The organism is Salinivibrio sp. ES.052, from assembly GCF_900141775.1.
GTDB lineage: Bacteria > Pseudomonadota > Gammaproteobacteria > Enterobacterales > Vibrionaceae > Salinivibrio.
The window spans coordinates 511,947-526,186 of sequence record NZ_FSRI01000002.1 but is presented as its reverse complement, the minus strand read 5'-3'; the positions used below and the strand labels follow the sequence as shown (position 1 = coordinate 526,186).

Here is a 14,240-nt window from a genome sequence, read left to right as displayed (position 1 = left end):
GAGGACATGAAAGACGGATTGTTGTGGGCGCCGGATAAGGAACGTCAAACCCACACCTTACTCGCCGCGTTTATCCGTGCCGTGAATCAAGATCACGACACCCAGCTGAATGGCTATGACGATCTTTATGCATGGTCAGTACGCCAAAGCGGCGATTTTTGGCAACAGTTATGGCAATTTGCTGGCGTGATCGGCGATCCGGGCGAGAGAGTGTGCGATATCGACCCCGAGCACCCTAATCGGGATAGCCAGTGGTTTCCCACCGCACGTCTGAACTATGCCGAAAACCTGCTCAAGCACGCAGAGCAGTATGCCGACCAACCGGCGATGATTTTTAGCGGTGAGCATGAGGTAGCACGCACCCTCACTTGGCGTGAGCTCGTCGATCAGGTGGCGGCCATCCGTCACTACCTAGATACGCAAGGCGTTCAACCAGGCGATGTGGTTGCCGGCTATTTACCCAACCTGCCTGAAACCGTGATTGCGATGCTTGCCACCGCGGCACTGGGCGCGATTTGGACCTCAACTTCACCGGACTTTGGCGTCGACAGTGTGTTAGACCGCTTTGGTCAAACCGAGCCCAAAGTGCTGTTTACCACCGATCATTATCACTACAACGGCAAAACCTATGACTGCCTGAGTAAAGCGCAGCAGGTAGTGGATAAGGTGCCGGCCATTGAGCGCTTAGTGGTGATCCCCTTTGATGGCGATCGATCTTCCTTACCTGCTGGCATGGATAATTGGCAAGATTTATTAGCCAACGACGCGCCGCCGCTTCGCTTTACCCGCGTGGCGTTCAATGCCCCACTCTTTGTGCTTTACTCATCCGGCACCACGGGTAAGCCCAAATGCATTATTCATTCGGTGGGGGGGATATTGCTCAATCATTTAAAAGAGCATCAGCTCCATTCGGATGTGCGCCCCGGCGATCGCTTTTTCTATTTCACCACCTGCGGCTGGATGATGTGGAATTGGCAAGTCAGCGCTTTAGCAAGTGGCGCGACCTTGGTGCTTTATGATGGCTCGCCGTTTTATCCCGATGCAGGGGTACTTTGGCGACTGGCCGAGCGGCACCAGCTCACCCTTTTTGGCACGGCGGCGAAATACTTAGAGGCATTGGAAAAACAAGGTGTGGCGCCAAAAGATGATTACTCGCTGGCGTCGTTACGTGTCCTATGTTCGACCGGCTCGGTACTTGCGCCCGAGCAGTTTGATTATGTGTATCAAAAGATAAAGTCCGATCTGCAGTTAAGCTCCATTGCGGGCGGCACCGACATTTGTGGCTGTTTTGTTCTTGGTAGCCCGCTGTCACCGGTTTATCGCGGCGAAAGCCAAAAGCGGGGCTTGGCGCTCGATGTACAAGTGTTTAACGCCCAAGGCCAAGCGGTCGAGGAGCAGAAAGGGGAGCTGGTGTGTTGTAATAGCTTCCCCAACCAACCGGTTGGCTTTTGGCACGATACCGATGGCAGTCGCTATCACAATGCCTATTGGAACAAGATTGATGATATCTGGTTTCATGGTGACTATGTGCGCCTGACCGCACAAGGTGGCATGGTGTTTTATGGTCGGTCTGACGCGGTATTAAACCCAGGTGGGGTGCGAATTGGTACGGCGGAAATCTATCGCCATGTGAATCAGCTTAGCGAGATCATGGATTCGGTGGTCATCGGTCAGCAATGGCAAAATGATGTCCGCGTGGTGCTATTCGTCAAACTCGCCGCCGGTGTGACACTGGATGAGCCACTCAAGCAAACCATCAAAAAAACCATCCGCACCCAGTGCACGCCGCGTCATGTTCCCGCTGTGATTGCCGAGGTGAGCGATATTCCGCGCACCAAGTCAGGGAAACTTGCCGAGTTGGCGGTACGCGATGTGGTCCATGGCCAAGACGTGGCACAGTTAAGCGCACTGGATAACCCAGCATCACTCGACCAATACCGTCAGCGCCCCGAGCTCACCGAGTAAGCTGACGCCATGATCGAAAAAGGCCGCATCATCATGCGGCCTTTTTGATGGATTTACCCGTGAATCGCCTAGCGCAGACGGTGATCATCATCGTCCTCATCTTTGCGCTCGTACTCCCCCTCAAAGGTGCTGCCATTGTCATCATGCGAGTCACGGCGGAAAGGATCAGGGCCAAATGGACCTTGTGTGCCACCTTGGTGAAAGCCGCCTTGAGTAAATCCACTCTGCGAAACAGTCACTCGTTTCATCACTTGTTTAGCCAATGCCGCTCGCGGTCCGGGTAGAAGCACTAACATGCCCATCGCATCGGTCATAAAGCCTGGGGTCAGTAGTAGGACGCCTGATACCGCCAGCATCACGCCTTCAAGAATTTGCTGGGCAGGTAACTCGCCACGATTAAGCCTGTCTTGCACCGAAGCCAGGGTCATCAGCCCTTGACTACGCACCAAGGAGGCACCAACAAATGCGGTGATCAAAACCAGCGCCAGTGTTGGCCACAATCCCAACCAATCACCTACCTGAATAAACAGGCCGATTTCAATCACTGGGACCAGAATAAATAGCAGCAATAAGATTGGAAACACGATTCACCTCGCGCTGGAAATGGACTTTTCATCCTAACATCAAAATCAGCCAAAAGCCGAATAACGAAACCAGATTTAGTGCTTGAATCCACGCGCAAGAAAGCGCATTTTGTCTGTGCGCTATGTTGCAGCTGTGACCGGAGTCAGCCCTTTTCACCGCATCATATGCTGTAATAGCGGCTGAAAGGATGTAAGAGATAATACATCCAGCCAAAATCTCTGAGGAATGGATTCTACAGCAAAATTTGTGGCTACGTTTTAATCATTATAATAACTTGATGTTAAGGCCAACGCATGTCTCAGACGATTATAACACCCAATGAAACCCCAACCCTAACCACCGCAACCCGCTTAGAAGAAGATTTACTCGGTCAACGCGCGGTACCTGCCGATGCCTACTACGGTATCCATACCCTACGTGCGGTCGAAAACTTTACCATCTCAAGTACCCGTATTTCTGATATTCCAGACTTCGTCCGCGGCATGGTTTACACCAAAAAAGCCGCCGCGATGGCCAACAAAGAGCTTGGCGTGATCCCAGCCGACGTCGGCGATTACATTATCAAAGCCTGTGACCAGATGCTGGAAACCGGTAAATGTATGGATCAGTTCCCCTCAGACGTATTCCAAGGCGGCGCGGGCACCTCGGTCAATATGAACGCTAACGAAGTGATTGCTAACCTCGCCCTTGAGCTAATGGGTCACGAGAAAGGCGATTATGATGTGATAAATCCTAACGATCACGTCAATAAGAGCCAATCGACTAACTGTGCGTATCCCACCGGCTTTCGAATTGCCGTTTACAACAGCATTCTCAAACTGATGGATGCGATTGATTACTTACAAAAAGAATTCGATGTCAAAGCCGACACGTACGCACACGTGATCAAAATGGGCCGCACCCAGCTGCAAGATGCGGTGCCGATGACGGTTGGGCAAGAGTTCAAAGCGTTCTCTGTGCTGTTACGTGAAGAGATCAAAAACATCAAATACACGGCAGCTTTGTTGTTGGAAGTCAATTTAGGCGCTACCGCGATTGGCACCAAGTTGAACGCCGCAGAAGGTTACCAGCAGCTCGCCGTAAAACGCCTGGCTGAAATCACCGGCCTACCCTGTATCCCGGCAGAAGATTTGATTGAAGCCACGTCAGACTGTGGGTCCTATGTGATGGTGCATGGCGCGCTCAAACGCCTTGCGGTAAAACTGTCGAAGATCTGTAACGACCTCCGTCTACTCTCCTCTGGCCCGCGTGCGGGGCTCAATGAAATTAACTTGCCCGAAATGCAGGCCGGTTCATCCATCATGCCTGCCAAGGTCAACCCGGTGATCCCTGAAGTGGTCAATCAGGTTTGCTATCGGGTAATGGGGAATGACACCACCATTACCTTTGCCGCCGAAGCTGGCCAACTTCAGCTTAACGTGATGGAGCCAGTGATTGGGCAGGCGCTGTTTGAGTCTATCTCCATTCTGGCGAATGGCTGCCGTAACTTGGGTGAGAAGTGCGTAAGCGGAATCACCGTTAACCAAGAGGTGTGCGAACATTACGTGCTTAACTCGATTGGCATTATCACTTATCTCAATCCCTTTATTGGCCATCATGAAGGCGATATTGTCGGTAAGATTTGTGCCGAAACAGGGAAAAGTGTCAAAGACGTGATACTCGAGCGTGGCTTGATGACAGAAGCTGAGCTTGATGACATTTTCTCGGTTGAGAACCTCATGCACCCAACCTATCGAGGTAAACGCTTTAACGCTTAGATAGGCACAGGTTACAACCCTCGTTTCCTACCTATAAAAACAACACGAATAAATACAAAAAGGGCGCTAATAGCGCCCTTTTTTCATGATTGTTAATCGGCAGCTATAACACCTGCGTAATCAGCAAGCCGCATGCAATACTAAAGCCCATGCTCAGTAAGCCTGGCAGCATAAAGCTGTGATTGAAAATATACTTACCTATCCGCGTGGTACCGGTTCGGTCAAAGTCAATAGAGGCAATGATGGGACCGTAATTAGGGACAAAGAAGTAACCATTAACTGCCACAAAGGTGGCAATGATCATTGATGTTGGCAGGCCAAGCGAAATGGCCACAGGCACCAACACGGCAGTGGTTGCACCTTGACTGTTCACCATCACCGACAATGCAAACAGCGCAAAGGCAAATGTCCAAGGAGCCACTTCAACCAAGCCTGACACCGCGTCTTTCACCATGTCGAGATGACCCGCGACTAAGGTATCCCCCAGCCAAGCGATACCAAAGATAGCAACGATGGCACGCATCCCCGCATGGAATACTGAGCCTTGGCTAATCGCATTGCCATCTGGCTTACAGGTCAAAATGATCAGTGCACCGACTGACAACATCACGATTTCAATGGTATGCGCCATCCCCATTGGCTCGCCATCAAAGGCCGGGCGCAGGGTTGGGAATGCCCCCATGACGACTACCGCTAAAGCACCAAATAAGAACAAGCCAACCGATTTTTTCGCCGCCGGCGTGACGTCGATATCTTCAACGGCCAAATCCGCTTCCATTTCTCGGCGAAAGTCGGGGTCTTGCAGGCGACGTTGATATTCAGGATCGTCTTTAAGCTCTTTACCTAGCTTATTGACGATCACACACGCCAACGCAAGGCCGATAAAGGTGCTAGGAATGGTGACCGACAGCACATCGGTAAGGGTAATGCCTTGCGGCTCTAAAAAGGCCACACATGCAACCACCGCTGCCGCGATGGGGCTGGCCACAATCGCAAATTGCGAGGCAATGACCGCCATACCCAAGGGGCGAGCCGGACGAATGCCGCTTTTGCGACTGACTTCAGCAATCACCGGCAATACCGAATAGGCAACGTGCCCTGTCCCCGCCATCATGGTGAAGGCATAGGTCACTAACGGGGCAACAAAGGTAATGTGACGTGGGTTTTTACGTAAAATGTTGGTAGCAATTTTAATTAAAAAATCCAAACCGCCTGCCGCCTGCATGGTTGCCGCCGCGGCCACGACGGCCATGATCATTAACAACACATCAATCGGTGGATGGGTCGGCTGCATTCCAAACCCAAAACTTAAAATCGCGAGGCCAACCCCGCCCATCACACCTAAACCAATGCCGCCAATACGGGCACCAATTAAGATGCAGCTGAGTACCACTAATAACTCAACCAAAAACATAATTCTCTCCTACTCTGGATAGTTGGACCCAATATCCTTACTCGCCAACGCCATGATCGTTTGCCATTTCGCTCTAGCGTTGCCAACGTTAACCAGTGTTATTGGGGTATGAGTATCGAGACAGTTCCTTGTCTGCGCATCGTCATGATGTTTGCCTTCCTTGATGGGGATGTGTGCAAGCATGCGCAGCATCATGGGAACAGATTACCCATGTGCGGTAACACGCTTGTTGATATAAGTAATAAAAAGTAACACTTTTGCCCCCTTCTCAACAAAAAGTTCGTGGAATGAGATCTTTAACGCAGATTGTTTCGCCAAGTCCTGTCGGGTTATTAGTCACATCACCGCTTTATCATTTATAATTGTTATGATATAACATAACAATTATAAGCAACGACAAGAGGCGCTTCGCGGTGAAAAAAGATATCCATCCTCCGTATCAACAGGTCGTTTTTCATGACACCAGTGTCGATACCTATTTTATCGTCGGTTCAACCTTGCACACGTCGCGCACCATTGAGTGGCACGACGGTAACACTTATCCCTATTATCCTCTCGATGTGTCGAGTGCGTCGCACCCGGTGTATACGGGTAAGCAGCGAGTCGCCAATAAAGAAGGGCGTGCGGCACACTTTGCGCGCAAGTTTGGCCAAGTGGGTCGCAGTCAAAAGGAATCGTCATGAAGGTCGTGAACTCACTGAAAAGCGCCCGCCAGCGTCACCCTGATTGTCAGGTCGTTCGGCGTCGCGGGCGCATGTTCGTCATTTGCAAAACCAATCCACGTTTTAAGGCGGTGCAAGGGCGCGCGAAAAAACGCGCCTAAGCGTCGGCGACGCACTGCCACTGATGGGGCAGTGCTTCTCGGCGGGCAAACATCTCGATGTGGCTACTTACCGTTTCCGTCACCAAGGTCAAGCTCGCCTCATCGTCTGCATGGCATGTAAAACGCAACTGGGTCCCTTGCACCTGCATATCACACACACCCGCAGGAAAATGCACGCGTCCTGTCTGCTCATCCCAACTCGCCTCGACTTTGCGACCAAAGTGACGACACAAAGTCTGCAAGTAACGCGGGGCATGCTCGGACTCAATCATCGTTGTCATACTCGGCATAAGTGCTCCTTAGTAGGCTGGCATGGATGCCAGCCTCATCACGTTAAAATTGATAGGACGCCGTCAATTTAATATTGCGGCCAGGCTCGTAATCGAGGATTTCTGCGCCTCGTTCACCTGACGTTGACGCATGCGAGCGATAGCGACTGTCAAACAAGTTGTCGATCCCTGCCGTCAAAGTGAACCCGTCTACCGTCATTGGTTGCCACTGAGCGAACACGTTGTGTACTGTGTAGCCCGGTTTGGTCAAGTTGCTATCAGGAACAGTGGTCGAGCGCTGAATGTGAGTGTTCCACCCCAGCAGCACATCCCAACGGTTCAACGCGTAATCCGCATTCAAGGCAACGGTATCACCGAGGTGGCGGGCGCGACCAAAAATTTGATCCAGTTGATACGCCTCTGAATAACTCACATCCGTGCGGCTGTAACTGGCTGACGCCGTCCACTGCTGCCATGCCCAATAGGTACTGGCTTCAAAGCCACGATAGGTGACATCGCCACGGTTGGTGGTTTCATAAGCCCAGTGACCACTGCCATCTTTGTAACTACGCACCACAATTTCATCATCGAGCTCGGTGCGAAACATCGTCAGATTGGCGGTTAACAAGTAGTCTTCTTGCGCCGCGGCATTCGAGAGGCGCACACCAATTTCATCGGTCCGGCCATGCTCGGCTTTCAAGTCTTTATCCGCGCTTTCACTCAGTGCTGTGGTGGTAAATGATTCATTCAATGGCGGCGCTTTGTGCAGCTCTCGACTGTTGGCAAACACGGTGAGATAGTCGGTAGCGACAAACTCTGCACCCAAGGCCAACGACACATCATCATAACGCTGACTCGAGCTGGTCGCTCGGCGATCGAAGCTGTCATAACGCACCGCTGGAGTCACCGAAAAACGTGAGGTCAGCGCTATCTTGTCTTCTACATACAGCGCAATCTTGTCGGCCGATTCCAAAATCTGTACACCCGGTTTGGCAAATTGGGTGTCGTTGTCTTGGTTTTCATAGTGCGCACCGTACGCGAGCTGATGATCGCCAATACGCTGCGATACACTGAGTTTTACCCCAACATTGCTGTCTTCTGCCACGTTGACGCCTTTGCGGTCAGCCAGAAATGGGTGGGTCGCAAATTCGGTTTCATCACGGGTGAGTGACAGTTGGTTATAATAGGCCAGTGCTTTCAGTTCGAAGGCTTGTGACGGTGTGTATTCGTAGTTGATTGTCGCGGTATCGCGATCGTAGGTCACTGGCAGTGTCATTTCACCCGTACGGTTGCGGTTGAAACTCACGCCCATATCAGGACGCGGCAGGTAATCGCCCTTATCGCGATACTTGTCATAACTGAGTTCAAAGCGATGCCCACTCGCAGGCTCCCACCCCGCTTTGACCAAACCATTGGTGACCGCGCCTTCACCACCAAAGGTACGATGATCGTCACCGGCTTTAAAATTGTCGCGATCAAAACGGCTGATATACGCCATCGCATCCAGTTCATCACTCAACAATCCGTACACGGTCAATGAGCCTTTCTGGTAATCGTTACTGCCCCAGCCCGCACTCAGGCGTGCCCCAAAGGTCTCATTGGCACGCAAGAGGTCGTACGGATCTTTTGTTTCAAACGCGACTGCACCCCCCAGCTCGCTGGTGAGAATCGACGATGCGCCCACCGCGACATCAACACGCTGCAAAATGTCAGGATTTAAAGTGAGGTTGCTGATGTGGTGGAACATTTTACCGCCTTGTGAGGCGCCATCGACGGTGATATCCAAATCTTGTTCGGTAAAGCCACGGATATTAATACGCTGGGTAAGCGAGTGCGTGCCGCCCACATCCACACCGGGAATATCACGTAACAAGTCCGAGAGGTGATCGGGTTGCTTTACAGTCAGATCGGCCTCCCCCAGATACCGGGAGGAACTAGACACTTTCGTGCCCCACACGGAGACGGTTTCTATGCTTTCATCTTCGGGGCTCTCAGCCATCGCAGAGGTACATAAAGCACTGGCAATGCTCAGCGCGAGCAAGGCCGGACGCGCCTTGGCGGGAAGTAACAACATCATGATTCATTTCCTTCTTGGATAGCCCAAACAACTAAATGATACTAATTCGCATTTATGTTACTGTTTAAGTGCTTTTCAGGAAGAAAAAAGGATTATGCGTATGCACCAAGCTTTTATGCGCAGAACTTTTATGCGCAGAACTTTTATGCGCAGAGCTTGCCGCGACGCTGCTTGTTAAGGGGGACACCATGGCGACACCACCATCCGTCGTTTGCACACGTCGAGAATTCGCCGCAGACGGTCAAGCCGAGATCATGACTAAACATACCCAACCAACCCAATCGCTCGTACGAGGACAATTTTTACGTGCGCGGTGTCCGGGCGGGTTACATATTGATGGTGGCATCACAGATGAATTATGTGATGCCAATGTGCTCCACCGCGCGAATCAGGGGATCACGCTGGTTGTGGTGCTCGAGGGCTTACTGGAGTTTGCTTACGATGGCCACACCTATCGGTGTGATGCGCGCCACCAACCACAAGCCCTTGCCGTCTCTGTGTGCCGTGACAGCACCTTTCGTCGTCGCTTAATTGAAGGGAACCACCTGAAAAAAGTGAACATATTGCTACCACCCGAATGGCTTAATGGCTATGCAGACGAGCAAGCCTTGCCACTGCTTAGTACCTTGCATCGCCATCATTTAGGCTGTGTACGCTGGCAACCGAGTACCTCCATACTTGACTCCATTCGCGCCTTATTACCCAGTATTAATAGGCAACATGAGGCTGATCCCCTGACCCAGCATCTACATGCACTCACCATCATCAAGCATCTGTGTGACCAAGCCGCTCATCGGATCATTGAGCCTGTTGTCGAACACATCCCTACCACCCATGAACCACAAGTCGCAAAAGCCGTCGCGTATATTGAAACCAAACTGCATACTGCATTAACCTTATCGACCATCGCGCAGGCGTGCGGCCTGAGTCGCAGCACACTGCAGCGACGTTTTCGCACCCATCTGGGCGTATCTGTCTCAGATTACATACGTCGCCGCCGTTTGGAGAGGGTCAAAGACAAACTGCTACATGAAGCCATTTCAATTGGCGAGGCCGCGTATTGGGCGGGTTACCATCACCCCTCTAATTTTGCCACCGCCTTTAAACGTCAATTTGGTATCACCCCTGGTCAGTTGATCCAATCGAGCGCCCATGCCGTGTAACCATGGTATTTGTGTATACTCATCCTATTAGTATGAAAAGGAAAAAGTATGAGACAGGGTCGCCGCGTCGCGCTTACTATTGGATTATTGATTGCCGCCTTGGGGGCCAGTGCGCTTTATATTACGCGAACGCAGCAAGCTGCAACGCCACCGACAGCATCTCATACCGCTCCTGCCTTTATCACCGTCAGCTCGCAAGAAGCGCTTGAGGCAGAGCTCGCTAACGCTGCCAGTCATCAACAAATCGCCTTTGTCGACTATTACGCTGACTGGTGTATTCCGTGTAAGCAATTCGCCACACAAACGTTCACCGACCCAAAAGTGGCCAAGCAACTTAGCCACATGCATCGGATTAAGGTAAATCTGAGTGAAAATCGTCCGGACGATTTCGCCTTAATGCGCCGCCAAGACGTCGCTGGGTTACCCACCATCGACTTTTGGTTACCCAGTGGTGAGCGTGATGCGACCGCACGTATAACCGGCTTTTTATCCCCGCAAGATTTCATTACTCATCTCAACCAGCATGGCTTACAGCGTGAGATAAAAAGCGAGCAATGATCAATCTCTTAGTTCTCTTGTTACAAAATTGATAAACCCCATACCTGGTGGTAGCTTTAGTGAAAACAAAGGGAAGATAGCCGCATATGGAAGCGCAACACACCATCGTTATCGCTGATGATCATCCACTGTTTCGGAATGCCCTCTTTCAATCCGTGCATATGGCGATCAGCGGTGCCAACCTGCTAGAGGCAGACAGCTTAGACAGTTTAAATCAGATCCTAGCCCGAGATGCAGAGATCGACTTAGTGCTGCTCGATCTTAAAATGCCTGGCGCCAATGGCATGTCTGGCTTAATTGCGCTGCGCAACCAATACCCCACTCTGCCTATCGTGGTGGTCTCTGCCAGCGAGGAGGCCAGTGTGATCCGCCAAGTACGCGCGCACGGTGCCTTTGGCTTTATTCCTAAATCCAGCGATATGCGCGCATTGGTGCAATCATTAACCTTGGTGCTCGAAGGGACACCCTGTTTCCCCGATGATCTGGGCGAAGAGGATGAGAGCGAAAGCTTATCTAGCAGATTGGCCGCACTCACTCCCCAACAGTATAAAGTGTTGCGGATGCTCTGCGATGGCCTACTAAATAAACAAATTGCCTACGACTTAGCGGTCTCAGAAGCGACCATTAAAGCGCACATGACCGCTATCTTTCGCAAGCTAGGGGTAAAAAATCGTACCCAAGCAGTGATTTTATTGCAGCAATCCAATATCGAAATTTGATACGCTAGCGCTCAAATGCCGACTATGGAACGCCTATGTTAAGTATTCTTGCTACGCAATTCGTGATTTTATGGGCCGTGATCGATCCCATCGGTAGCGTGCCCATTTATCTCTCGCAAACCAGCCATATGTCTAGCAAACAAAAGCGCCGTGTCGCGGTTAAGGCCGTGGCAATTGCCTTTGCCATTTTGCTGTTCTTTTTAATTGTCGGTCAGATTTTACTTGAAGCCATGCAAATCCCCTTGCCAGCATTCCAAGCAGCGGGGGGACTGGTGTTGCTGTTATTTTCCTTAACCATGATTTTCGGTGAAGGTAAACCCAGCCAAGAAGCGAAAATGCTGAGCGAAAATGTAGGTAAAGCTGAAATTTCGGCAACGGCTGTCTATCCGTTGGCTGTCCCTTCCATCGCCTCCCCGGGTGCGATGATGGCCGTAGTGATGCTCACGGATAACAATCGGTACGCGATTGTTGAGCAAGCGATAACCGCCGGTGTGATGTTTTTAGTCTTAGTCGCGACCTTGGTCTTACTCCTGGGAGCCAATGTGATTCATAAAGTCATTGGGAATGTGGGCGCTTCCATTATCAGTCGCGTGATGGGACTGATCCTAGCCTCTGTCGCCGTCGCAAATTTACTCGAAGGCATCCAAAAGTTCTATCACCTCAGTTAGACCTTTGGCGCAAGTCTTAGCTGGCTCAACACGAGCCAGCCCAACCTACTTCACAAAAAACCTGCGTTTTCCAACGATTGCCTGCAACTACGCTCGACTAAAGTTGCAATGTCGCTTCGCCCATCCCCTGCTATCGTCTTCATGTAACATTCCATTAACGTGCTAAACAAGGAGAAGGCGATGGCGTTTCAAAGCAAGGAACACGCGAAAGCCTACTGGGATAGAAACGTCAAACTGATGATCAGCCTACTGATTGTCTGGTTTGTTGTCTCATTCGGCTGCGGGATCTTATTCGTTGATGCCCTCAACACTATTCAAATTGCCGGCTATAAACTGGGGTTCTGGTTTGCTCAGCAGGGATCAATTTACACCTTCCTTGGCATTATTTATGTGTATGCCAAACAAATGCGCAAACTCGATCGCGAGTTCGGTGTGGACGACGAGTAAGAGGATAAATGCATGGATTTAAGAACCATTACCTATATTGTGGTCGGCTTCACGTTCGCGCTGTATCTCGGTATCGCGATCTGGGCACGAGCAGGCTCAACCAAAGAGTTTTATGTCGCAGGCGGTGGCGTTAATCCCATCGCCAATGGGATGGCAACCGCCGCCGACTGGATGTCAGCCGCTTCTTTTATCTCCATGGCAGGCTTGATCGCCTTCATGGGTTATGGCGGCTCAGTCTTCTTGATGGGCTGGACCGGTGGCTTCGTGCTGCTCGCCCTGCTGCTCGCGCCTTACCTGCGTAAATTCGGCAAGTTTACCGTCCCCGAGTTTGTCGGTGAGCGCTTCTACTCAAAAACCGCGCGTATTGTGGCAGTAGTCTGTCTCATTATCGCCTCGGTTACCTATGTCATTGGTCAAATGAAAGGGGTTGGCGTGGCGTTTGGACGCTTCCTTGAAGTCGATTACTCGACGGGGTTATTAATTGGGATGTTTATCGTCTTTATGTACGCGGTGATGGGGGGAATGAAAGGCATTACCTATACCCAAATCGCCCAGTATTGCGTGCTCATTTTGGCTTACACTATTCCCGCAATTTTTATCTCCCTCAAACTCACCGGTAACCCATTTCCACAACTCGGTTTGGGGAGCACCATGGCAGGCACGGATCAGTACTTGCTCGACCGGCTTGATCAGGTGGTGACCGAACTCGGCTTTGTCGAATACACCACCGCGGTGCGTGGCAGTACGCTCAACATGTTTGCTTATACCATGTCACTGATGATTGGTACGGCTGGGCTACCCCACGTAATCATCCGCTTCTTCACTGTGCCTAAAGTGCGGGATGCGCGTACATCCGCAGGCTGGGCGCTATTTTTCATCGCAATCCTTTATACGTCCGCTCCTGCCGTTGCCGCGATGGCGCGCTTGAACTTAATGGATACGGTGAATCTACCTAATGGCGATAACTTGGTCTATGACGAGCGTCCAGAGTGGTTTAAAAACTGGGAAACCACTGGACTACTCGGTTTTGATGATAAAAACGGTGACCAAAAAATCCAATACACGTCAAACCCAGAAACCAATGAGCTGCGCGTTGACCGCGACATCATGGTGCTCGCTAACCCAGAAATTGCCAAGCTACCTAACTGGGTGATTGCGCTGGTGGCTGCCGGTGGGCTTGCGGCTGCCTTGTCGACCGCCGCCGGGCTCTTGTTAGCAATATCTTCCGCTATTTCTCATGACTTGATTAAGGGGGTCGTCAATCCGAATATCAGTGAAAAAGGCGAACTACTCGCCAGTCGTATTGCCATGGCATTAGCCATTGCGGGGGCGGGATACCTGGGGCTTAATCCGCCGGGCTTTGCCGCTGGGACGGTAGCACTGGCATTCGGTCTCGCCGCGTCATCGATTTTCCCGGTACTCATGATGGGGATCTTTACCAAGACCATCAACAAAGAAGGTGCAATTGCAGGCATGGTAGCTGGTATCAGTGTCACGCTGTTCTATGTATTCCAACATAAAGGGATTTTGTTTATCTCTGACTGGACTTACCTAGAAAGCTTAGGCAGTAACTGGATACTCGGCATTGAACCAAACGCGTTCGGTGCGGTGGGGGCGCTATGTAACTTTGTGGTGGCAGTCATTGTCTCGCGCATGACCAAAGAAACACCTCAAGAGGTGCAAGACTTGGTCGAGCACGTTCGTATGCCATCGGGAGCAGGTGATGCGCAATCACATTAATACCGAGCTAAACAACCAAGCCCCTGCGGGGGCTTTTCAATGGTTTATTATTTCC

Annotated in this window: 14 protein-coding genes; 10 read left to right on the top strand and 4 right to left on the bottom strand. The window is 51.1% G+C overall.

Going from position 1 to position 14,240, the window contains the following annotated elements; all coding sequences use genetic code 11:
- Window positions 1-6: 6 nt before the first annotated feature.
- Window positions 7-1,965, top strand: a complete 1,959-nt coding sequence (locus BUQ98_RS12080; RefSeq protein WP_074214044.1) for an acetoacetate--CoA ligase — start codon at window positions 7-9, stop codon at window positions 1,963-1,965.
- 68 nt (window positions 1,966-2,033) lie between these two features.
- Here BUQ98_RS12080 and BUQ98_RS12075 read toward each other — a convergent pair whose 3' ends face one another.
- Window positions 2,034-2,549, bottom strand: a complete 516-nt coding sequence (locus BUQ98_RS12075; RefSeq protein ID WP_074214043.1) for an FxsA family protein — start codon at window positions 2,547-2,549, stop codon at window positions 2,034-2,036.
- A 294-nt stretch (window positions 2,550-2,843) separates the two neighbouring features.
- Between BUQ98_RS12075 and aspA the strand changes: the two genes are divergently transcribed.
- Window positions 2,844-4,307, top strand: coding sequence for an aspartate ammonia-lyase (gene aspA / locus BUQ98_RS12070; protein WP_074214042.1), 1,464 nt, complete (start codon window positions 2,844-2,846; stop codon window positions 4,305-4,307).
- A gap of 103 nt (window positions 4,308-4,410) precedes the next feature.
- Here the strand turns inward: aspA and BUQ98_RS12065 are convergent, their stop codons facing one another.
- Window positions 4,411-5,721 carry an anaerobic C4-dicarboxylate transporter family protein gene (locus tag BUQ98_RS12065; protein WP_074214041.1) on the bottom strand — a complete coding sequence of 437 codons (1,311 nt, stop codon included), beginning with the start codon at window positions 5,719-5,721 and terminating at the stop codon, window positions 4,411-4,413.
- A gap of 413 nt (window positions 5,722-6,134) precedes the next feature.
- On the opposite strand from BUQ98_RS12065, the gene BUQ98_RS12060 reads away from it, so the two are divergent.
- Both BUQ98_RS12060 and ykgO read left to right on the top strand, forming a co-directional pair.
- Entirely contained in the window at window positions 6,135-6,404 is a 270-nt protein-coding gene (locus BUQ98_RS12060) for a type B 50S ribosomal protein L31 (protein WP_074214040.1), read from the top strand.
- A complete protein-coding gene (gene ykgO, locus BUQ98_RS12055; protein WP_074214039.1) occupies window positions 6,401-6,544 on the top strand; it encodes a type B 50S ribosomal protein L36 in 144 nt (47 codons plus the stop codon). The genes BUQ98_RS12060 and ykgO overlap by 4 nt, the downstream gene beginning before the upstream one ends.
- Here ykgO and BUQ98_RS12050 read toward each other — a convergent pair.
- The gene (locus BUQ98_RS12050) at window positions 6,541-6,834 is read right to left on the bottom strand and encodes a DUF2218 domain-containing protein (RefSeq protein ID WP_074214038.1); all 294 of its coding nucleotides are present in this window, start codon (window positions 6,832-6,834) and stop codon (window positions 6,541-6,543) included. The genes ykgO and BUQ98_RS12050 overlap by 4 nt on opposite strands.
- A 43-nt stretch (window positions 6,835-6,877) precedes the next feature.
- Window positions 6,878-8,890 carry a TonB-dependent receptor domain-containing protein gene (locus BUQ98_RS12045; protein ID WP_074214037.1) on the bottom strand — a complete coding sequence of 671 codons (2,013 nt, stop codon included), beginning with the start codon at window positions 8,888-8,890 and terminating at the stop codon, window positions 6,878-6,880.
- 188 nt (window positions 8,891-9,078) lie between these two features.
- Between BUQ98_RS12045 and BUQ98_RS12040 the strand changes: the two genes are divergently transcribed.
- The 6 genes from BUQ98_RS12040 to BUQ98_RS12015 all read left to right on the top strand — a co-directional run bounded on the left by BUQ98_RS12040 (window position 9,079) and on the right by BUQ98_RS12015 (window position 14,185).
- The gene (locus BUQ98_RS12040; RefSeq protein ID WP_074214036.1) at window positions 9,079-10,053 is read left to right on the top strand and encodes a helix-turn-helix transcriptional regulator; all 975 of its coding nucleotides are present in this window, start codon (window positions 9,079-9,081) and stop codon (window positions 10,051-10,053) included.
- A gap of 48 nt (window positions 10,054-10,101) precedes the next feature.
- Window positions 10,102-10,611, top strand: a complete 510-nt coding sequence (locus tag BUQ98_RS12035; protein WP_074214035.1) for a thioredoxin fold domain-containing protein — start codon at window positions 10,102-10,104, stop codon at window positions 10,609-10,611.
- An 86-nt stretch (window positions 10,612-10,697) separates the two neighbouring features.
- A complete protein-coding gene (locus BUQ98_RS12030; protein ID WP_074214034.1) occupies window positions 10,698-11,330 on the top strand; it encodes a response regulator in 633 nt (210 codons plus the stop codon).
- Between the two features lie 35 nt (window positions 11,331-11,365).
- Entirely contained in the window at window positions 11,366-11,998 is a 633-nt protein-coding gene (locus BUQ98_RS12025; RefSeq protein WP_074214033.1) for a MarC family protein, read from the top strand.
- Window positions 11,999-12,178: 180 nt separating this feature from the next.
- Window positions 12,179-12,445 (top strand): DUF4212 domain-containing protein, encoded by a 267-nt coding sequence (locus BUQ98_RS12020; RefSeq protein ID WP_074214032.1) that lies wholly within the window; start codon window positions 12,179-12,181, stop codon window positions 12,443-12,445.
- 12 nt (window positions 12,446-12,457) lie between these two features.
- Complete coding sequence (locus BUQ98_RS12015) at window positions 12,458-14,185, top strand: sodium:solute symporter family protein (protein WP_074214031.1); 1,728 nt, start codon at window positions 12,458-12,460, stop codon at window positions 14,183-14,185.
- Window positions 14,186-14,240 lie beyond the last annotated feature (55 nt).

Coding starts and splice junctions, on each gene's coding strand:
- BUQ98_RS12045 (WP_074214037.1), bottom strand. CDS start 8,890: ATGATGTTGTTACTTCCCGCCAAGGCGCGTCCGGCCTTGCTCGCGCTG.
- BUQ98_RS12050 (WP_074214038.1), bottom strand. CDS start 6,834: ATGCCGAGTATGACAACGATGATTGAGTCCGAGCATGCCCCGCGTTAC.
- BUQ98_RS12040 (WP_074214036.1), top strand. CDS start 9,079: ATGGCGACACCACCATCCGTCGTTTGCACACGTCGAGAATTCGCCGCA.
- BUQ98_RS12080 (WP_074214044.1), top strand. CDS start 7: ATGAAAGACGGATTGTTGTGGGCGCCGGATAAGGAACGTCAAACCCAC.
- BUQ98_RS12030 (WP_074214034.1), top strand. CDS start 10,698: ATGGAAGCGCAACACACCATCGTTATCGCTGATGATCATCCACTGTTT.
- aspA (WP_074214042.1), top strand. CDS start 2,844: ATGTCTCAGACGATTATAACACCCAATGAAACCCCAACCCTAACCACC.
- BUQ98_RS12065 (WP_074214041.1), bottom strand. CDS start 5,721: ATGTTTTTGGTTGAGTTATTAGTGGTACTCAGCTGCATCTTAATTGGT.
- BUQ98_RS12025 (WP_074214033.1), top strand. CDS start 11,366: ATGTTAAGTATTCTTGCTACGCAATTCGTGATTTTATGGGCCGTGATC.
- ykgO (WP_074214039.1), top strand. CDS start 6,401: ATGAAGGTCGTGAACTCACTGAAAAGCGCCCGCCAGCGTCACCCTGAT.
- BUQ98_RS12035 (WP_074214035.1), top strand. CDS start 10,102: ATGAGACAGGGTCGCCGCGTCGCGCTTACTATTGGATTATTGATTGCC.
- BUQ98_RS12015 (WP_074214031.1), top strand. CDS start 12,458: ATGGATTTAAGAACCATTACCTATATTGTGGTCGGCTTCACGTTCGCG.
- BUQ98_RS12020 (WP_074214032.1), top strand. CDS start 12,179: ATGGCGTTTCAAAGCAAGGAACACGCGAAAGCCTACTGGGATAGAAAC.